Annotated in this window: 8 protein-coding genes; 2 read left to right on the plus strand and 6 right to left on the minus strand. The window is 72.5% G+C overall.

What is annotated here, in order from left to right:
- Window positions 1-22: 22 nt before the first annotated feature.
- On the minus strand, window positions 23-13,111 hold the full coding sequence (locus tag ACFQ3T_RS03655) for an SDR family NAD(P)-dependent oxidoreductase (RefSeq protein WP_380719715.1): 13,089 nt from the start codon (window positions 13,109-13,111) through the stop codon (window positions 23-25).
- A gap of 474 nt (window positions 13,112-13,585) precedes the next feature.
- Between ACFQ3T_RS03655 and ACFQ3T_RS03660 the strand changes: the two genes are divergently transcribed.
- Together ACFQ3T_RS03660 and ACFQ3T_RS03665 are read left to right on the plus strand one after the other, a co-directional pair.
- Window positions 13,586-13,936 (plus strand): YybH family protein, encoded by a 351-nt coding sequence (locus ACFQ3T_RS03660; RefSeq protein WP_380719717.1) that lies wholly within the window; start codon window positions 13,586-13,588, stop codon window positions 13,934-13,936.
- Window positions 13,937-14,116: 180 nt separating this feature from the next.
- Window positions 14,117-15,691 carry an aspartate aminotransferase family protein gene (locus ACFQ3T_RS03665; protein ID WP_380719719.1) on the plus strand — a complete coding sequence of 525 codons (1,575 nt, stop codon included), beginning with the start codon at window positions 14,117-14,119 and terminating at the stop codon, window positions 15,689-15,691.
- A gap of 218 nt (window positions 15,692-15,909) precedes the next feature.
- Here the strand turns inward: ACFQ3T_RS03665 and ACFQ3T_RS03670 are convergent, their stop codons facing one another.
- From ACFQ3T_RS03670 to ACFQ3T_RS03690, 5 genes are all read right to left on the minus strand, one after another.
- A complete protein-coding gene (locus ACFQ3T_RS03670) occupies window positions 15,910-17,394 on the minus strand; it encodes a DHA2 family efflux MFS transporter permease subunit (RefSeq protein WP_380719721.1) in 1,485 nt (494 codons plus the stop codon).
- 101 nt (window positions 17,395-17,495) lie between these two features.
- Window positions 17,496-17,978, minus strand: a complete 483-nt coding sequence (locus ACFQ3T_RS03675; protein WP_380719723.1) for a pyridoxamine 5'-phosphate oxidase family protein — start codon at window positions 17,976-17,978, stop codon at window positions 17,496-17,498.
- 128 nt (window positions 17,979-18,106) lie between these two features.
- The gene (locus ACFQ3T_RS03680; RefSeq protein ID WP_380719724.1) at window positions 18,107-18,868 is read right to left on the minus strand and encodes an SDR family oxidoreductase; all 762 of its coding nucleotides are present in this window, start codon (window positions 18,866-18,868) and stop codon (window positions 18,107-18,109) included.
- Window positions 18,869-19,025: 157 nt separating this feature from the next.
- Window positions 19,026-20,336, minus strand: coding sequence for a flavin monoamine oxidase family protein (locus tag ACFQ3T_RS03685; protein WP_380719725.1), 1,311 nt, complete (start codon window positions 20,334-20,336; stop codon window positions 19,026-19,028).
- Between the two features lie 234 nt (window positions 20,337-20,570).
- Complete coding sequence (locus ACFQ3T_RS03690; protein WP_380719726.1) at window positions 20,571-21,014, minus strand: nitroreductase family deazaflavin-dependent oxidoreductase; 444 nt, start codon at window positions 21,012-21,014, stop codon at window positions 20,571-20,573.
- Between the last annotated feature and the right edge of the window lie 246 nt (window positions 21,015-21,260).

A 21,260-nucleotide genomic window follows, 5' to 3' on the forward strand; every position in this document is an offset into this window, starting at 1 on the left:
CAGTAGTGTGCGGCCGAATCGCCTAGTCGAAGTCGTCGACCAGCGCGAAGAGGTCCTCGTCGCTGGCCAGTTCCAGGTCGTCCCGCTCCTCGTCGCGGGGGTCGCCCGCCACGAGGTCGAGCAGCTCGCGCAGCCGGTCGGCGATCGCGCCCGAGTGCTCGGCGTCGGCGGCGGCCGAGCGCATCGCGCTCCGCAACCGGTCCAGGTCGGCCAGCACGTCCGGCTCGTCGTCGGCGGCGAGCTGGTCGTGCAGGTGGGCGGCCAGCGCGGCGGGCGACGGGTGGTCGAACACCAGCGTGGTCGGCAGCCGCAGGCCCGTGACGGCGTTGAGCTGGTTGCGCAGCTCGACCGCGGTCAACGAGTCGAAACCCAGCTCCTGGAACGCCCGGTCGGCCGGGACCGCGCCCGAGTCTCCGTGTCCCAGCACCGCGGCGACCCTCGACCGCACGAGGTCGATCAGCACCCGCTGCCCCTCGTTCCGGTCCAGGTGCGCCAGACGCTGTGGCAGCGCCGGTTCGGCACCGTTCGCGGTGGCGCCCGCCGCCCGCCGCGCCGGTGCCCGCACGAGGCCCCGCAGCAGCACGGGCTGCTCGTCACCAAGGGCGCGCAACGCCTTGGTGTCCAGTTTGGTCACCGCGAACACCGGCTCGGGCCGCGCGAGTGCGGCGTCGAACAGCGCCATCGCCTCGGCGCTGCCCAGCGGCTTGAGCCCCGACCGGGCGAGCCGACGCAGGTCCACCTCGGCCAGGTGGCCGCTCAGCTCGCTGGCCTCGGCCCACAGGCCCCACGCCAGCGACGTGCCGGGCAACCCCAGCGCGCGCCGGTGCTCGGCCAGGCCGTCGAGCCAGGTGTTGGCGGCGGCGTAGTTGGCCTGCCCCGCCGTGCCCAGCAGGCCCGCGACCGACGAGTACACGACGAACGCGCTCAGGTCCTGCTCACGGGTCAACTCGTGCAGGTGCCAGGCCGCGTCCACCTTGGGCCGCAGCACCCGGTCGACCTGCTCGGCGTCGAGCGCGGTGAGCACGCCGTCGTCGGTGAGGCCGGCGGTGTGCACGACGGCGCCCAGCCGCCGGTCCCCGATGGCCGCCGCCAGCGAACCGCGGTCGGTGACGTCGCAGGCCGTCACGTCGACCACCGCGCCGAGCGAGGTCAACTCGGCCACCAGTTCCGCCGCGCCGGGGGCTGCCGGGCCGCGCCTGCTGAGCAGCAGCAGATCGGTGGCGCCGTGCTCGACCACCAGGTGCCGGGCCAGCACCGCGCCCAGCACGCCGGTGCCGCCGGTGATCAGCACCGTCCCGCGCTTCCAGTCCGGCGCGGACCCCTGCTCGCCGGCTGCCCGCACCAGCCGCGGCACGAACACCTCGCCGGCACGGACGGCGACCTGCGGTTCACCGGTGCGCAGCGCCGCGTCCAACCGCGCCGTCGAGCGCGGGTCGTCGTCGGTCTCGGCGAGCACGAACCGGCCGGGGTGCTCGGTCTGCGCGGTCCGCACCAGGCCGCGCAGCGCGGCGTGGGCCGGGTCGTCCGACCGCAGCACCACCGCCAACTGCCCGGACTCCTCCGCCAGCCACCGCCGAAGGGTGGCCAGCACGCTGTGCACGACCTCGCCCGGCGTGCCGGACGACACCCGCTCGACGGTCACCGCGGCATCGGCGGTCGCGTCCGGCGCGGGTACCCACCGCGGCACGAACAGACCGTCGGCGGCCTGCCCGGCAGCCGACAGCGGGCGCAGCACCAGCGAGTCGGCAGTCGCGACCGGCGCTCCGGAGCCGTCCGCCACCACCAATGACACGGTCTGCGAGTCCTCGGCCGACGCGGTGATCGACAGCCGCACCCGCAGGGCCACCGCGCCCGCGGCGGCCACCCGCACGCCGCTCCAGGCGAACGGCAGCCACGTGGGGCCGGCACCGGTCGCGACACCCGGCAGCAGAGCGTGCAGCGCGGCGTCCAACAGGGCCGGGTGCAGGCTGAACGCGTCACCGCGCCGCTCCCGCTCCAGCTCGACCTCGGCGAACAGCTCGCCCTCGCCCCGCCACACCCGGCGCAGGTTGCGGAAGGCGGGACCGTAGTCGTAGCCGTGCTCGCGGAGCCGGTCGTAGACGCCGTCGAGGTCCACCTCACCGGCCGCCGGCGGCCACTGCGCCAGCCCCTCGGTCACCGGGGTGGTGGCCGGGGCGAGCACCGCGGTCACGTGCGCGGTCCACGGCTCGTCCTCGTCCACCCGGGAGTGGATCTGCGCCTCGCGGCGACCGGCCGCGTCGGGCGCGCCGACCGCCAGCTGCACCTGCACGCCGCCGCGCTCGGGCAGCAGCAGCGGCGCGGCCACGGTCAGCTCCTCGACCTCGTCGCACCCGGTCTGCTCGCCCGCGCGGACCAGCATCTCCACGAACGCGGTGCCCGGCACCAGGACGGAGCCGCGCACGGCGTGGTCGACCAGCCACGGGTGGCTGTGGCGGGACAGCCGTGCGGTGAACACGACCTCGTCGCGGCCCGCGAGGCCGACCACCGCGCCCAGCAGGGGGTGTTCCGCGCCGGTCACGCCGAGGCCGACGGCATCGCCCGCGCCGACCGGGGCGTCGAGCCAGTAGCGCTCACCCCGGAACGGGTAGGTGGGCAGGTCGACGCGTCGACCGCCTCGGAACAGCCGCGCCGCATCGGCGGCGTGACCTCGCACGTGCAGCGCGGTGATCGCGGTCAGCGCGGTGACGCCCTCCGGGCGGCCCGAGCGCAGCACCGGTGCCACGGCGCCCACCGGTCCCGTGACGGAGTCGCGGGCCAGCGCCGACAGCACGCCGTCCGGCCCGACCTCCAGGTAGTCGGTGACGCCAGCGGACTCTAGGAACCGCACGCCGTCGGAGAACCGCACCGCCGAGCGCACGTGCTCGGCCCAGTAGTCGGGCGAGGTGAGCTGACCGGTGGTGGCGAGCGTGCCGGTCACGTTGGACATGACCGGGACGCGCGGCTCGTGGAAGGTCAGCTCGGCGATGGCGGCGCGGAACTCGTCGAGCACGCCGTCCATGTGCGGCGAGTGGAACGCGTGGCTGACCGGCAGGCGCTTGACCTTGCGGCCCGCGTTCCGCCAGACCTCCGCGACCTCTTCCACGGCCTGCTCGTCGCCGGAGACCACCGTGGCCGTCGGACCGTTGACGCCCGCGACGACCACGGTGTCCCCGCGTCCTGCCAGCGAGGCGAGCACTTCCTCCTCACCGGCCTGGATGGCCACCATCGCGCCGCCGTCGCGGGCAGCCTGCATGAGGCGGCCTCGGGCGGCGACGAGCTTCGCGGCGTCCGCGAGGTCGAGCACCCCGGCCAGGTGGGCGGCGATCACCTCGCCGATGGAGTGGCCGAGGAGGTAGTCCGGCCGCAGGCCGTAGGACTCGACCAGCCGGTAGAGGGCCACCTCGACGGCGAACAGCGCGGCCTGGGTGAACGAGGTCTGGTCCAGCAGCGCCGAGTCCGCCGATTCCGCGGGCGCGAACAGCACGTGCTTGAGCGGCCGGTCCAGGACCGGGTCCAGGTGCCGGCACACGGCGTCCAACTCGGCGGCGAACACCGGCTCGGTCGCGTACAGCTCGCGGCCCATGCCGAGCCGCTGGCTGCCCTGGCCGGTGAACAGGAACGCGACCTTGCCCGGTCGCGGCCCCTCGGCGCGCAGCACCGCCGGGGACGCCTCGCCGCGGGCGAGCGCGTCCAGTGCGCGCAGCAGGCCGTCCCGGTCACCGACGACCGCCGCCCGGTGCTCCAGCACGGCGCGACCGGTGGCCAGTGAGAAGCCGACGTCCACCGGGTCCTGGGCGGGGTCGGCGGCGGCGTGCTCGCGCAGCGCCGCGGCCTGCGCCCGCAGACCCGCATCGTCCTTGGCGGACAGGACCCAGGCCACCGGCGCGTCGACCGGCTCCCGGTCGGGCAGAGGCTCGGTCGGGGGCTGCTCGATGATGACGTGCGCGTTGGTGCCGCTGATACCGAACGAGGACACCCCCGCCCGGCGCGGGCGACCGGTTTCCGGCCACTCCCGCGCCTCGGTCAGCAGCTCGACCGAGCCCGACGACCAGTCCACGTGCGGCGTGGGGTCATCGGAGTACAGGCTGCGGGGCAGCACACCGTGCCGCATCGCCTCGACCATCTTGATCACACCGCCGACACCCGCCGCAGCCTGGGCATGACCGATGTTGGACTTCAACGACCCCAGATACAGCGGAACCCGGCGCTCCTGCCCATAAGCGGCCAACAACGCCTGCGCCTCGATCGGATCACCCAGACGCGTACCCGTCCCATGCGCCTCCACAGCATCCACATCGGACGGACGGAGACCCGCCGTGGCCAACGCCTGACGGATAACCCGCTCCTGCGACGGACCATTCGGGGCGGTCAAACCATTCGACGCACCATCCTGATTCACAGCACTACCACGCACCACCGCCAACACACGATGCCCATGACGCCGCGCATCCGACAACCGCTCCAACAACAACAAACCAACACCCTCGGACCAACCCGTACCCTCCGCACCCGCGGCAAACGACCGACACCGACCGTCAACGGACAAACCACGCTGCCGCGAGAACTCGACGAAGGTGTTGGGTCCGGCCATCACGGTCACGCCGCCCGCCAGGGCCAGGTCCGCCTCGCCGTCGCGCAGCGCCTTGGCGGCCAGGTGCATCGCCACCAGCGACGAGGAGCACGCGGTGTCCACGGTCACCGAGGGCCCTTCCAGGCCGTAGGCGTAGGACAACCTGCCGGAGACGACGCTGGAGAGGTTGCCCGCCAACAGGAAGCCCTCGAACTCGGCCGGCACGGTGGCCAGCCGCGAGGCGTAGTCGTCGTACATCACGCCCGCGAACACGCCGGTGCGGGAACCGCGCAGGGTCTCCGGGGGGATGGCGGCGGACTCGAAGGTCTCCCAGGCGGTCTCCAGCAGCAGTCGCTGCTGCGGGTCCGTGGCCGTGGCCTCGCGCGGCGACATCCCGAAGAACCCGGCGTCGAACACGTCGGCGTCGTGCAGGAAGCCGCCGTGCCGGGTGTACGAGGTGCCGGTGTGGTCCGGGTCCGGGTCGTAGAGGGCGTCGAGGTCCCAGCCGCGGTTCGTCGGGAACCCGGTGATGCCGTCCACGCCGTCGGCCACCAGCCGCCACAGGTCCTGCGGCGATCGCACGCCGCCGGGGTAGCGGCAGGCCATGCCCACGATGGCGATGGGCTCGTCGGCGTCGACCTTCGTGGTGCTCGGCACGGGCTTCTCACGCGCGCCGGCCACCTGCTGGTGGACGTGCGCGGCGAGCGCGGTGGGCGACGGGTGGTCGAACACCGCGGTGGCGGAGAGCCGCACGCCGGTCGCGGCGATGAGCTTGTTGCGCAGCTCGACGCCGGCCAGCGAGTCGAAACCCTGTTCGCGGAACGCCTTGGCGGGGTCGATGGCGGCCGCGTCGGCGTGGCCCACGGCGGCGGCGCTGAGCGAGCGGACCAGGTTCAGCACCGCGTCGGTCCGCTCGGCCTCGGGCAGCGCCGCGATCCGTCGCGCCCAGTTCGACTCCGCTTTGGCGGCCTTCTTCGGGCGTGCCGTCACGAGGGAGCGCGCGACGGCGGGCGGGTCGTCCCGCAGCGCCGCCAGGTCCAGCCGGGCGGGCACCAGCAACGCTTCGTCGCCGGCGAGCGCGGCGTCGAACATGGCGGTGCCCTGCTCCGGGGTGAGCGGCACGACGCCCAGCCGCGTCCACCGGGCCACGTCGGACTCGGTGAGCGTGCCGCCCATGCCGACCGTGCCGTCCCACAGGCCCCAGGCGAGCGAGGTGGCGGCCAAGCCCTGGGAGCGGCGGTGAGCGGCGAGGGCGTCGAGGTAGGAGTTGGCCGCGGCGTAGTTGGCCTGGCCCGCCATGCCGACGACGCCGGAGATGGACGAGAACAGCACGAACGCGGCGAGCGGCCGGTCCTGGGTCAGCTCGTGCAGCAGCAGGGCCGCGTCGACCTTCGGCGTCAGGACCCGGTCGATCCGTTCGGCCGTGAGCTGCTCCACGGTGCCGTCGGCCAGCACGCCCGCCGTGTGCACCACGGCGATGAGCGGGTGGGCGTCGGGGATGCCGGCGAGCAGTTCGGCGAGCACCGCCCGGTTCGCCGCGTCGGCCGCCACCACTTCCACGCTCGCGCCGAGCGCGACCAGGTCGGCGACGAGGTCGGCGACACCGGGGGTGGCGGGACCGCGCCGGCTGGTGAGCACGAGGCGGCGGGCGCCGTACGCGGTGACGAGGTGGCGGGCGAAGAGGGCGCCGAGGCCACCGGTGCCGCCGGTGATCAGGACCGTGCCCTCCGGGTCGAGGGCGGGGGCGACGGTGGTCAGCGCACGGGTCAGGCGCGGGGCGTGCAGTTCACCGTCGCGCACGGCCAGCTGCGGCTCGTCAGATCCCGCCACCAGCGGCAGCCAGCGATCGGGGTCCTCGTCGACGGGGAGGTCCAGCAGCACGACCCGGCCCGGGTGCTCCGCCTGCACGACGCGGCCGAAGCCCCACACCGGGGCGTTCGCCAGGTCGGCGACACCCTCGTCGGGCCGCACCGCGACCGCGCCGCGCGTGACGATCACCAGGCGATCCCGGGCGTCCTCCCGGGCCAGCCACTCGCGCACGGCGGCGGCGACGCGGTGGGTGGCGTCGTGCGCCGCCGCGGCGTCCGAGCCGCCCGCGGGCATGAGCACCACGTCGACGTCGTCCACGTCCCCCGGCGCCGGCCGCTCGACGCGCGGCCAGTTCAGCGCGTACACCGGGTGGCCAGGGCCGACCTTGTCCCGGGCCACCGGGCGCAGCGCCACCGCGCCGATCGTGGCGACGGCCGCGCCGTCGGCGTCGGCGAGGGTGATGGTGGCGGTGTCCGCGCCGGTCCAGGACAGCCGGGCCCGCAGGGCGGTCACCCCGCGGGAGTGCAGCGCGACCCGGCCCCACGAGTAGGGCAGCCGGATCTCGCCGGCCGGGCTGCCGTCCGCCGCGGCCAGCACCAGCGGGTGCAGCACGGCGTCCAGCAGCGCCGGGTGGAGGCCGAACCCGGCGGTCTCGGTGGGCAGCCGCACCTCGGCCAGCAGGTCTTCGCCGTCGCGCCACCACGCGGTCAGGCCCTGGAACGCCGGGCCGTACTCGTACCCGAGTTCGGCGAGCCGGTCGTAGACGTCCTCCAGCGGCTGCGCCTCCGCGCCGGCGGACGGCCAGTCGACCAGGTCCTCCCCCGCCACCGCGCCCGAGGCGAGGTAACCGGACGCGTGCCGCGTCCAGTCGGGGGCGTCGTCGGCGCGCGAGTGCACGGTGAACGGCCGCCCCTCGGCGGTGGGTTCGCCCAGCGCCACCTGGACGGTCACCGGCCCGTCGAGCACCAACGGCGCCTCCAGGACCAGTTCCTCGACCTGATCCGCGCCGACCCGCTCGGCCGCGGCCAGCGCCAACTCCAGGAACGCGGTGCCCGGCAACAGCACCGAGCCGCCGATCCGGTGGTCGGCCAGCCAGGGGTGGTCGCGGGCGGCGAAGCGGCCGGTGAAGACGACCTCGTCGCGGTCGGCGAGGCCCACCGACGTGGTCAGCAGCGGGTGGCCGGAGTCGTCACGACGCGGGGTGGCGGCGAGCCAGTAGCGGCTGCGCTGGAACGCGTAGGTCGGCAGGTCCACGTGCCGCTGCGGGCCGAAGAACGTCTTCAGGTCGGCCGGCGCGCCGTGGGCGAACGCGGTCGCCAGGCCGGTGCGGAACGTCTCGGTCTCGGACCGGCCCGACCGCATCAGCGGCACGGCCTCCACCTCACCGGTCACGGACTCCCGCGCCATCGCGGTGAGCACCGGGTCGGGCCCGATCTCGACGAGCACCCGCACGCCGTCGGCCTCCAGGAACCGGACGGCGTCCAGGAAGCGCACCGTGCCGCGGACGTGCCGGACCCAGTAGTCGGCCGAGCGCACGTCGGCGAGGTCGCCGGTGAGCGTGGAGACGATCGGTACGACCGGCTCGCGGTACGTCACGGTCTCGGCGACGGCGCGGAACTCCTCCAGCACCTCGTCCATGTGCGGCGAGTGGAACGCGTGGCTGACGCGCAGCGCGCGGGTGCGCCTGCCGCGGCCCCGCCAGGTCGCGGCGATCGCCTCGACCACCTCGGCGTCACCGGCCAGCACCACCGCCGACGGGCCGTTGACCGCGGCGACGGCCGCCCGGTCCTCGTGCCCCGCCAGTGATTCCGCGACCTCGTCCGCGGTCGCCTCGACCGCGACCATCACGCCGCCGGCGCGTGCCTGCTGCATCAGGCGGCCGCGGGCCGCGACCAGCTTGGCCGCGTCGTCCAGGGACAGCACCCCCGCCACGTGCGCGGCGGCCAACTCGCCGATCGAGTGGCCCGCCACCAGGTCGGGGACCAGGCCGTGCCACTCGGCCAGCCGGTGCAGCGCCACCTCGACGGCGAACAGCGCGGGCTGCGTGTAACGGGTCTCGTGCAGCTCGTCGCCCTCGTCGAAGATCACCTCGCGCAGCGGTCGGTCGAGGTGGCCGTCGAAGGCGGCGAGCACCTCGTCCAGGGCGGCGGCGAACACGGGCGAGGTCGCGTACAGCTCGCGGCCCATGCCGTGTCGCTGCGCACCCTGACCGGTGAACAGGAACGCGGTCTTGCCCCTGCCCGCCACGCCGGTCACGACGCCGGGGGCGGCCGCGCCGTCGCGCACCGAGTCCAACCCGGCCAGTAAGTCGTCCAGGTCGCGGCCGAGGACCACGGCGCGCTCGGGTAGCGCGGTGCGGGCGGCCAGGGCGTGACCGACGGCGAGCGGTGACAGCTCCGGGCGGTCGGCGAGGAACGACCGCAGCCGCTCGGCCTGGGCGCGCAACGCCTGACCGTCCCGACCGGACACCACCCACGGCACCGGCTCGGTCACCGGCTGGTCGATCGGCTCCGCCTCGGCTGGCGGCTGCTCGATGATGACGTGCGCGTTCGTCCCGCTGATACCGAAGGACGACACCGCAGCCCGGCGCGGGCGGTCGACCTCCGGCCAGGGCCGTGCCTCGGTCAGCAACTCCACCGAGCCCGACGACCAGTCCACGTGCGGAGTCGGCTCGTCCACGTGCAACGTGCGGGGCAGCATACCGTGCCGCATCGCCTCCACCATCTTGATCACACCACCCACACCCGCCGCAGCCTGAGCGTGACCGATGTTCGACTTCAACGACCCCAAGAACAGCGGAACCGCGCGCTCCTGCCCATAAACCGCCAACAACGCCTGCGCCTCGATCGGATCACCCAGCGCGGTGCCCGTTCCGTGCGCCTCGACAGCGTCCACATCGGACGGTCCCAGACCCGCGTCGGCCAGCGCCTGGCGGATGACGCGGCGCTGCGACGGGCCGTTGGGCGCGGTGAGGCCGTTGGAGGCGCCGTCCTGGTTGACCGCCGTGCCGCGGACGACGGCCAGCACCGGGTGCCCGTTGCGGCGGGCGTCGGACAACCGCTCCACGACCAGCACGCCGACGCCCTCCGCCCAGGCGGTGCCGTCGGCGGCGGCGGCGAACGACTTGCACCGGCCGTCGGGGGCCAGGCCGCGCTGGCGGGAGAACTCGACGAACATGCCCGGGTTGGACATCACCGCCGCGCCGCCGGCGATGGCCAGCGTCGACTCGCCCGAGCGCAGCGAGCGCACCGCGAGGTGCAGCGCGACCAGCGATGACGAGCACGCCGTGTCCACGGTGAGCGCCGGGCCGACCAGACCCAGTTGGTACGCGATGCGGCCGGACATCACGCTCGGCGTGGTGCCGGTGAGCAGGTAGCCGTCGACGCCCTCGGCGGCCTCGTGCATCCGCGGGCCGTAGTCCATGGTGGTGGCGCCGACGAACACGCCGGTGCGGGAACCCCGTAGCGCGGTCGGGTCCAGGCCCGCGCGCTCCAGCCCTTCCCAGGTCGCTTCCAGCAGCAGCCGCTGCTGCGGGTCCATGCCCAGCGCCTCCCGGGGACCGATCCCGAAGAAGCCCGCGTCGAAGGAGGCCGCGTCGTGCAGGAACCCGCCGTGGCGGACGTAGCTCTTGCCGCCGCTGCTCGCGTCGGCGTCGAACAGGTCCTCGTCCCACGCCCGGTCGGTAGGGAACCCGGAGATCGCGTCGCCACCGGACTCGACGAGCCGCCACAGGTCCTCGGGTCCGGCCACGCCGCCGGGGTAGCGGCAGGCGACGCCGACGATGGCGATCGGCTCGTCCGCGGCGGTGGCGGTGACGGCCTCGTCGTCCTCCGCGGCGCCGGTCAGGAACGCGATGAGCCCGGCCGGGGTCGGGTGGTCGAACAGCAGCCCGCCGGGCAGTCGCCGACCGGTGGCGGCAGCCAGCGCGTCGCGCAGTTCGACACCCATCAGGGAGTCGAAGCCGAGCTCGCCGAACGTGCGACCCGGGTCCACCATCCGGTGGTCGTCGTGCCCGAGGACGATCGCGGTGTGCGAGAGCACCAGCTCGGTGAGGTCCCGGTCGACGACGGTGCGGGGAGCGGGTACCGGCCGCATCGCCGTGCCGGTGGACAGCGGAGAGGTCGCGCTCGCCTCGCGGATGGTGTCCGGCCAGTACCGCTGACGCTGGAAGGCGTAGGTCGGCAGGTCCACCCGCTCGCCCCCGGAGCCGGCGAACGCCGCCACCCAGTCGACGCCGCCGCCGCGCACGTGCACGGTGGCGAGGGCGGCCAGCAGCGACTTCGCCTCCGGGCGGCCCTTGCGCAGGGCGGACACGGCGCGCACGGCGCTCGGGTCGAGCACCGAGTCGGCGACCATGCCGGACAGCACGCCGTCCGGCCCGAGTTCGAGCACGGTGCGCACGCCGCGAGCCTCCAGCGCCCGGGCGGCGTCGAGGAAGCGCACCGCCCGGCGGATGTTGGCCACCCAGTACTCCGGCGTGGTCCACTCGTGCGCGAGGTCGCCGGTGACCGTGGACACGGCGTCGATGACGGGCCGGTGGAAGGTCAGCGAGGACACGACGGCGTGGAACTCGTCCAGCACGGGGTCCATGAGCGGCGAGTGGGCCGCGATGCTCATGTTCAGGCGCTTCGTCTTGCGCCCCGACTCCGCGAACCGGGCGGCGACGGCGAGCGCGGCACCTTCCTCGCCGGACACCACGAGCGCGTTCGGGCTGTTGATGGCCGCGATGGAGACGCCCTCCACGAGGAACGGCAGGACCTCGTCCTCGGCGGCCTCCAGGGCGATCATCGCGCCACCCGGCGGCAGCGCCTCCATCAGGCTGCTGCGGCTGACGATGAGCTTCGCCGCGTCCGGCAGCGACAGCACCCCGGCGACGTGGGCGGCGGCGACCTCGCCGACCGAGTGGCCGGCGACCACGTCCGGCCGCACGCCCCACGACTCGACCAGGCGGTAGAGCGCGACCTCCACGGCGAACAGGGCGGGCTGCGAGTACCCGGTGCGGTCCAGGCCCTCACCGGACTCGACCACCTCGCGCAGGGAGCGACCCAGCAGCGGGTCGACGTGGGAGCAGACCTCGTCGAAGGCGGCGGCGAACACCGGGAACCCGGCACGCAGTTCCAAGCCCATGCCGACGCGCTGCGCGCCCTGACCGGTGAACACCACGGCGAGTGGGCCGTCCTGCGCGTCACCGGCGACCACGTCCGCGGACGGCAGGCCGGCCGCGATCCGGTCCAGGCCCTCCAGGAGCGCGTCGCGGTCCTCGCCGACCACGACGGCGCGGTGGTCGAACGCGGTGCGGGTGGCGACCAGGGAGTGCGCGACGTCGGCGGCGTCCAGGTTCGCTGCGGTGCCGCGTAGCCGTTCGGCCTGGCCGCGCAGCGCCTCCGGCGTCCGGGCCGACACCACCCAGGCCAGCGCCGGGTGGCCTCCCTTGTCGGTGGGCCGCTCCGCCGGGATCGGCGCCTCGGCGACCACGACGTGCGCGTTGGTGCCGCCCACACCGATTGAGCTGACGCCCGCGACGAGGGTGCGCTCCGGGTTCGGCCACGGCGTCAGCTCCCGCTGCACGGCCAGGTTGAGAGCGGCGAAGTCGATGTCGGGGTTCGGGTGCTCGAAGTTGAGGCTCGGCGGCAGCTGTCGGTGCCGCAGCGCGAGCAGCACCTTGAGCAGCCCGACGATGCCGGCTGCGCCCTCCAGGTGGCCCACGTTGGTCTTGGCCGAGCCGACGCGCAGCGGGGTGGTGCGGTGCACGCCGAGCGCCGCACCGAGGGCGGCGGCCTCGATCGGGTCGCCGACGGGGGTACCGGTGCCGTGAGCCTCGACGTACTGCACGTCGTCCGCGGTCACCCCGGCCTGCCGCCGGGCATCGAGCAGGACCTGTTCCTGGGCGCTGCGGTCGGGCACGGTGAGGCCGGGCGTCGCGCCGTCGTTGTTCACCGCGCTGCCGAGGATGACACCGTGCACGCGGTCGCCGTCAGCCAGTGCCCTGGCCAGCGGCTTCAGCACGACGACACCGCCGCCCTCCCCACGCACGAATCCGTTGGCACGCGCGTCGAAGGCGTACGAGGTGCCGTCCGGGGACAGCCCACCGAATCGCTCGGTGGCGATGGCGCCCTCGGTGGACAGGTTGAGGTGGACGCCGGCGACGAGCGCCGCGTCGGACTCGCCGGACAGGATGCTGCGCACCGCCAGGTGCACGGCGACGAGCGACGACGACTGGGCCGAGTCCACGGTGAGGCTCGGACCGCGCAGCCCGAGGAAGTACGACACGCGGTTGGCGATGACGCCCCTGTTGACACCGGTCATGGTGTGCTGGGTGATCGACTGGTCCCCGAGCAGCCCGGCGTAGTCGTCGCGCAGCGTGCCGACGAACACCGAGGTGCGGCTGCCGCGCAAGCCCTCAGGACGGATGCCCGCGTCCTCCAACGCCTCCCAGGCCAACTCCAGGACCAGCCGCTGCCGGGGGTCCATGGCCGCCGCCTCGCGGGGCGAGATGCCGAAGAACTCGGCGTCGAACGCGTCCGGCGCGGGCAGGAAGCCACCGCGGCGCAGGTCGCCGCCACCGTCCCCGCGGCGGTCGTCCCACCGCCCCTCCGGCGCGTCGCCGATGGCGCTCGCGCCGCTGCTCAGCAACCGCCAGAACGCCGACGGGTCCGCCGCCGACGGGAGTCGGCAGGACAATCCGACAACGGCGATCACATCGTCCGCCACCCCGTCGTGCTGTGTCGTCATCGCGCTCGGCCACCCCTTCTCGCGAAATATCGAAGGTTGGCGAATGCCAACGGATTCGCTCCTGCGATCTTCCGAAATCGACCATAACCACGAAGCCGGTAAGACGACCCAATGCGCACTCATCGCCCGGCAACGGCCGTGCGCACGGCACACGTCAACCGCCGTGACCGGTCCGTGAACCTACGATGACTCGGGTTCGGAGTGCAGGTCCTGGGCAGTGCCGGAAGCACGATGACCCTCCGATTACCGGTCCTGGACCGGGTTCCGGCGAATCCGTGTTCAAAACGGGCTTCCCCGTCCAGCCCACCGGGGCACCGCGCGGCGATTACCCGGGCGTGGATTCGCAGTGGGAATCCCTGGCTAGGTTGGGCTCGACCGGGACGCGTGGTCCCGGAACAGCGCACCGACGAGAGGGTGAATCGGCAGATGACGAGCACCGTGGACAGGATCGAACCCGTGGCGGACCCCCGGGAAATGACCGCGACATACGTGCGCGCGATGAACTCGGGCGACGTCGAAGCCGTGCTGAGGCTCTACACCGAGGACGCGGTCTCGGTGTGGGAGCCGGGCAAGCCGGTCAGCGGCGAGGAGCACGAGGAGGGCATCCGCGCGTACTTGGCCCGCAAGCCGGTGATGAAGGCCGAGCTGCGCGAGTCGTTCGTGACCGAGGACACCGCGCTGTTGGTGGTCGACTGGGAGCTGAACATCCCGGCGGGCCAGGGGTTCGAGGCCGAGCACCACACCGGTATCGGGCTCGACGTGCTGCGCGTGGGCGAGGACGGGCGCTGGCGGTACGTCGTGGACAACCCGTTCGGCGAAGCCTGAGGGACACGCGCGGGATGCGGCGGCGGGCGTGGACCCGTCCCGCCCGCACGCCTCCACGGGCCATCGGCGACAGCGCCGAGCGTGCCGACAGGACGACCACACGCAGCGCGGTCATCGGCGGGTAATCGTCCTCCCGCTCGCCCCGGACGGCGATGACCCGAGCATGACGGAGGAGGGCACATGGCTGCTCCCACGATGGAACCCGAACTCGCCGAGGCCCACATGCGAGGGCTGCTCGCCGGCCTCGGCCTCGACGTCGAGTACGTGCGCGGTGAGGGTGACACCCTCTACTACCGCGACCGCGACGGCACTGAAACCGCCGTGCTGGACCTGGTCGGTGGTTACGGCACCTTGATCTTCGGCCACAACCACCCCGACCTGGTCGCGCTCGCGCGCGACCTGCTGGCGAAGCGGGTGCCGCTGCACGCGCAGTTCTCCTACCACCCGTACGCCAACGAGCTGGCCGCCGCGCTGAACCGGGTGCTGCACCGCGAGTTCGGCATCGACGAACCGTACTCGGCGGTGTTCGCCAACAGCGGCGCCGAGGGCATCGAGACGGCGATGAAGCACGCCGAACTGGACCGGGTGATCCGCGTCGGCGAGTTGCACGCGGCCGTGGAGGCCGACATCGCAGCCGCCCGAGCCGCGGTCGCGGACGGCACGGCGACCGTGTCCGCCGAGGCGCGCGCCCGACTCGGTGTGACCGACGGCGTGGACTTCGACGCCGTCGTGTCCGAGATCGCCCGCCACAACGCCGAGGTCCTCGGTCGCGGACCGGTCTTCCTGACGCTGGAGGGCTCCTTCCACGGCAAGCTGGCCGGCAGCGTGCAGCTGACCCACAACGCGGGCTACCGGGCGCCGTTCCGCGCGCTTGCGGCACAGGCCCGGTTCGTCCCGGTCGACCAGCCGGGCGCGCTCGCTTCGGTGCTGGCCGAGGAGCGCGTGGCACTGCTGGCGCCGGTCGTGGTCGACGGGCAGGTGACACTGGCCGAACGCGACTTCCCGGCGATCGGCGCGTTCTTCGTCGAGCCGGTGCAGGGCGAGGGCGGCATCCACGTGCTGTCGCCGGAGTTGGCGGCGGAGATCCGCGCCGCCGCCGACTCCGCGGGCTTCCCCGTGGTCGTGGACGAGGTGCAGAGCGGCATGGGGCGCACCGGGCGGTTCTTCTCCGCCTCCGGCATCGGCTTGCTCGGCGACTACTTCGTGCTGGCCAAGGGCCTCGGCGGCGGCATCGCCAAGACGGCGGCGCTGCTGGTTCGGCAGAGCCGCTACCGCAGCGACTTCGAGCTGGTGCACAGCTCGACGTTCGCGAAGGACGCGTTGTCCTGCCACATCGGCATCAAGGTCGTGGAGATGCTGGAGGCGGACGACGGCGCGGCTTACCGGCTGGCCGTCGAGCGTGGCGGGCGGTTGCGTCGCGAGCTGGACGCCGTGGCCGCGGAGTTCCCCGATGTGGTCGCGGCGGTTCGGGGCAGGGGTCTGATGCTGGGCATCGAGTTCCACGACCTGACCGGGTCGACCTCGGAGGTGCTGCGGGACAACGCCCGCGCGGGCCTGATCGGCTACCTGGTGGCCGGGTACCTGTTGCGCGAGCAGTCCATCCGGGTCTTCCCCACCGCCAGCGCGGCCCACACCCTGCGGGTGGAGCCCTCGCTGGCGATCTCCGACGAGGCGATCGAGCAGTTCGGCCGGGCCCTGCGCGCACTGTGCGCGATCATCGGCAAGGCCGACGGAATGGCGCTGCTGCCGAACTGACCCGCTCGCGGGAGGAGGCCGCCGACCGGACGGTCGGCGGCCTCCATTTTGCCCGGGAACGACCTCCAGCGAGCGCCCACGAGCCGGCACGGCTCCGTCAGGGGACGCGGACGTTCCGTGCCGGCGGCGACCGTGCGAGCCACCGTCGGCGCTCCCGTGCGACCGATGCGCGGACAGCCGGGGGAAGCCGGCCGCCCGCGCACGGAGAGGGAAGTGTGCTAGCTCTCGACAGCCGCCGTGGGCTTCGGCGTCTTGAACAGCACCAGACCCACGAGAAGGCTGACGACCGCCAGGACGGTCATCGCCCAGAAACCCGCCTGGAAGCCCTCGTTCAGAGCGTGCTTCTGGTCAGCCCCACGGGTGAAGGTGACCGCCACCGAGGTCGCCACCGCGACGCCGATCGCGCCACCCATCTGGAAACCCGCGGTGTTGATGCCGGAAGCCACACCCGAGTTCTCGGCCGGGACGTCGGCCAGCGCGGCGATGGTGACACCGACGAAGCCGAGACCGAGGCCGAGGCCGAAGAGGAGCAGGCCCCCGAACAGGTCGGCGAAGTAGGTGCCGTCCACCGAGACCTGCGTCAGCAGCAGGGTGCCGACCGCCATCAGCGCCATCGAGATCACCGACAGCGTCCGGAACCCGATCTTGGCGACGACGCGTGCGCCGATCTGCGAGCCGATCGTGGACATCACCGTGTAGATCACGGTGCTGAGGCCGAAGGCGAGAGCGGTGTAGCCGAGCACCTGCTGCGCGTACAGCGAGATGATCAGCACCGCGCCGAAGGTCACCATGCCGACGAGCAGCATGACGACGTTGCCGCCGACGAGGTTCCGGCTGCGGAACAGGCTCAGCGGCACCATCGGGGTGGAGACCCGCTTCTCGATGACGATGAACAGCGCGATCAGCACGGCGGCCACGGCCAGCAGGCCGAGGGTCTGCCCGCTCAGCCAGCCGGCGACGGGGGTCTCCACGACGGCGTAGATGAACGCGACCGTCGCCAGGGTGATGGTCAGCGCGCCGAGCGGGTCGAAGCCCTTGCCCTGGCCCGTCACCTTGCTCTCGGGCAGCAGCTTCTTCGCGAGGGCGAGCACCACCAGCGCCACCGGCACGTTGATGAAGAAGATCCACTCCCAGCCGAGGAGGTCGTTGATGGGACCGCCGATCAACAGCGCCGCCATGGCGCCCGCGGCACCGTTGGCGGCCCAGATCGCCAGCGCCTTGCCCAGTTCCTTCTTGTCGGTGAAGGTGACCATCACCAGCGACAGCGCCGTGGGCGAGATGATGGCGGCGGAGATGCCCTGGCCGACGCGGGCCAGAATCAGGATGGTCGGGTCCCAGGCCAGACCGGCGATCAGGGACGAGACCAGGAAGAGCACCATGCCGACCATGAACATGCGCCGCCGGCCGAGGATGTCGGCGGCACGGCCGCCGAGCAGCAGCAAGCCACCGAAGGTCAGCAGGTACGAGCTCATGACCCACTGCGCGCCCGCGGCGGTCAGGCCGATCTCGGCCTGCATGGACGGCAACGCCAGCAGCACGATCTGCGCGTCCAGCTGAACCATGAAGAAGCCCGTGCACAGCAGCGCGAGCGCCTTCCAGCGCAACGGGTTCTTCGGTGCCTCCACGGCCTCCTCGGCACCGACGGCCCGCGCCGTCTCATTCGTCGCCGCGGTGCCCGCGGCCGAGCGGTTGTCCCCTGACATGACTTGTCCTTCCGATGGTTCACGGTGTCGCTGTTGTGGGTTGTCACGTCCGCCGGTCGGGTCGCCTGCCGGCCTTCGGACCGGGGCCGCCGGCGGGACGGTCACGCGTTGTCCGACTGCCAGATGCGTGCGGACAAGTCCGTCCCGCGGACGACCTGCACTCGGTACGGCTCCATGCGGAGCAGGTGGTACTCGGGGTCTTCCGGGCCGCCCCTCCAGTACGTGATCGGGTCGTACCCGACAGTGGGAGGCGAACCCTTGCGGTACAGGTTCCAGATGTCGCGCTTGATCTCCGGGTCGTCGACCCAGATCGACACGGTGTCGATGTGCACCACGTTCTGGCGCGGTGACCAGTAGGAGAAGGTGGCGTGCGGGTTGCGCGCCAGGTGTGCCGTCTTCACCGGCGTCTTGTAGGCGGCCAGCCACCCCACCGGGCGGTCGTCCACCACCTCCCAGATCGGCAGCAGGACCCTGGCCCTGGGCCGGTTCCTCTTGTCCACCGTGATCATCGTGCAGTACTTGATGTCCGCGATGTACTCGAAGAACCTGCTCTGGATCTCGGTGAATGAGGTGACTGTCGCCATCGTCGTTCCTGTTTCCCGCACACAGCGAGTTCAGCCGCGTATTGCCAGGGCAATGGTCTGCCCCGGCAATACTCGGCAACCTGTATTGTCGATCTCCGCTCGCGGCTCTCGCGGCCCGAGCGGTGCTCTCATTCGGAGCCCAGCGGAACCAGGCCCTGTGCGATGCCGCCGTCGACCGGCAGCTCGACCCCGGTGGTGAAGGTCGCGCCGAACGCCAGGAACAGCGACGCCTGCGCCACTTCCTCCGGCGTGCCGATGCGGCCGAGCGGAGTCAGCGCGGCGCCCTCGATCTCGAAGTGCTCGCGGTACTCGGGGCTCGCGGTGGCCACGCCCATGGTCGGGGTCTTGATGAACCCGGGGCTCACCACGTTGACCCGGATGCGCCTGGGCAGCAGCTCCGCCGCCAGCACCTGCGCGAACGCCCGCACCGCCGCCTTCGCGCCGGAGAACGTCGCCATGCCGGGGGTTCCGGTGCCGTCGGCGACCGCGGTCGTGAAGACCACCGCACCGCCTTCGGAGATCATGGGCAGCAGGCGCTGAACGGTGAAGAAGGCACCCTTGGTGTTGATGGCGAACGTCTTGTCGAACGTCGCCTCGGTGACGGCGTCGAACGGTTCGAGCTCGGCGAAGCCGGCGTTGATGTGCACGTAGTCGACCGAGCCCAACTTCTCCTCGACCAGCTTGCCCAGGACGTCGATGTCGGCCAGGTCCGTGGTGTCGGAGCGCACGACGTGCGCCTTCGGACCGAGTTCCCGTTGCGCCGCCTCGACGTTGCGCTCGTTGTAGCCGGTCGTCAGCACGTCGGCACCACCCGCGAGCAGCGCCTTCACGATGGCCAGCCCCATGCCGTGGGTGCCACCGGTGATCACGGCCCTCTTGCCAGAGAACATGTGCGGAATTCTCCTGTTCAGCTCCGCGAGCGAATGATGCGCGTGCTTCGACGCTAGAATCACACGCCGGCGACGATTGATCAACTACTGATAAAAAAGTCAGTACTTACCAATTGGTCAGTGGTCGCAACCCCGACAAGGCGTCCGGAACGGCGGCTCAGTGCCGGTCGAGCAGGCCGGCGATGTGGCGCGCGGCCACGATGCCGGACTCGATCGCGCCGTCGACGCAGCCGCTCCAGCCGTTGGCCATGTCACCCGACGCGAACGCCAGCCGACCCTGCGGTCGCTGGATCTCCCGCATGGTGGTGAGCTGACCGGGCTGCCGGTACGCCCAGCCGCCCTCGCTGAACTCGTCGCGGCCCCAGTCGTGGAACTTGTAGTCGAGGACCTCGGCCCTCGGTTCCAGGTGGCGCACGGCCTCCTCCACCTGCTTCGGGTCGTTGACGTCCACCCAGTCCTCGACGCAGAAGCCGACCACGAGCTGGGTGCCGTCGGGCAGCACGCGGTGCGGGAAGAGCCCGATGAACGCCGCCCCCTCCTCGCCCTGCGCGTAGAACGCGCCTTCGAAGTCGCCGCGGATGTGCAGCGCGAGCTTGACCGCGTTCGGCACGCCGATGGTCTCCGTGCTGGCCCGCGTGTACGGCTCGGGCAGCGCCGGGCTGAACTCGATGCTCTTCCACACGTTCACCGGGACGGTGACCACAGCGGTCGACGCGGTGAAGACCTCACCGGACGCCGTCGTCACGGTCACCGCGGCGCCGTCGTCGTGCACCGCCTTGACGGCGGTGTCCAGCCGCAGCTCGCTGTTTCGGACGTCGGCCGCCATCAGCTCGACGAGCTTCTGCATGCCGACCTCCAGCCGGAGGTTGAAGATGGCGTCGAAACCGATCAGCTGGAGGCCGCCCATGGCCCACCAGTGGCCGGGCATGGTCAGCGCGCCACGGGCGCTGCGACCGCCGGACTCCCCCGAGGCCCAGCCCCACAACAGGTTCTCGTCCTCGGGTGACAGCTCCAGCTCCAGGATGCGGTCGCGGAGCGAGAGCTTGTCGACCTCCGCCAGCTTCTCCGGCCGGAACCAGGGGTCGTGGGGTCGCTCGAAGTACTCCTCCCAACCGGTGAACAGCCGCTCCAGCAGCTCCTGCTGCCGAGTCAGGACCTCCTCCCCCGGGTAGGTCTTCATCTGACCGTCGGCGCCCGGGAAGTTGGCGAACAGGGCCTTCTCGTCGGGCACGATGCCCAGGCCGTAACGGGTGATCTCGGTCCACACGTGGGGCTGGGTCCAGTGGACCCACGCACCGCCGAGTTCGACGTGGTGGCCGGCCAGCGTCTCGGTGTAGGCGCGGCCGCCCAGCCGGTCCTTGGCCTCCAGCACCAAGGTGCGCTTGCCCTGCGAGCCGAGTTCGCGCGCGGCGGTGATGCCCGCGAAGCCGGCTCCGATGACGATGGCGTCGTAGTGCGCGGTGGTCACGCGTTCCTCCTGAAGGGACTCGCAGCGGGACCGGTGAATCCTCATTGGACAGCGCATCGGTGCAGCAGGGCCGGTCCCCGCATCGAACGCCGCGACCGTAACCGGGCGCCGACCACCGGCTGTTCATCGTCGGTAATGGACGGCCCACTTCCGGGCCCCTTGGCGCTCCTCACAATGCCGCGAGGGGTGGACGGCGGTTGCCGTCCACCCCTCGGGGATGGGTCTCCTCAGCAGTTACACGCGCTCCAGGACCACTACCGGGATCTCCCTCGTCGCGGTGGCCTGGTAGGTGTCGTACGCGGGCCACAGCCTGGTCATCAGGGCCCACAGCCGCGGCTTCTCCTCCGCACCCGCGGTGCGCGCGCGTGCGGTGAACTTCTCGGACCCGGCCTGAACGTGCACCTCCGGGTTCGCGACCAGGTTGAGGTACCAGTCGGGGTGCTTCGGGCCGCCGCTCATGTGAGAGGCGACGATCACGTAGCGGTCGCCGTCCTTCGTGTAGAACATGGCGGTCCGGCGGAGCTTGCCGCTCTTGCGTCCCCTGGTCGTGAGGACGAGGTTCGGGACGCCCGCCTCCATGTGGCCGTCCCGCCCGTCGCTGGAGAGGTACCGCGCGACGTGCTCGGCGACCCCCGCGTACGGGCTGTCGGTGACCGGCTCCGCGCCGGGCTGGTTCATTGGTGCTCCTCATCGGTGACGGGATCGGGGAGTGGTTGGTGCACGGCGGGTAACCGTCCGTGCGACCACTGTAGCGACGCCCGATCGGCGACCACGCCACCACCGCCCGGTGGCGGGAGGCGACGTGCCGCCGGGTCAGTGGACCGCAGCGTGCGGGAGGCCGGTCTGGGGGCCGACCTCCCGCACGCCGGGCCGAGCCCGGGCGGGCGGGCCTGGGGGACCCGCCCGCGCACCGGGCCGCACTCC

The sequence above is a fragment of the Saccharothrix hoggarensis genome, from assembly GCF_042678885.1.
GTDB classification, from domain to species: Bacteria; Actinomycetota; Actinomycetes; order Mycobacteriales; family Pseudonocardiaceae; genus Actinosynnema; species Actinosynnema hoggarensis.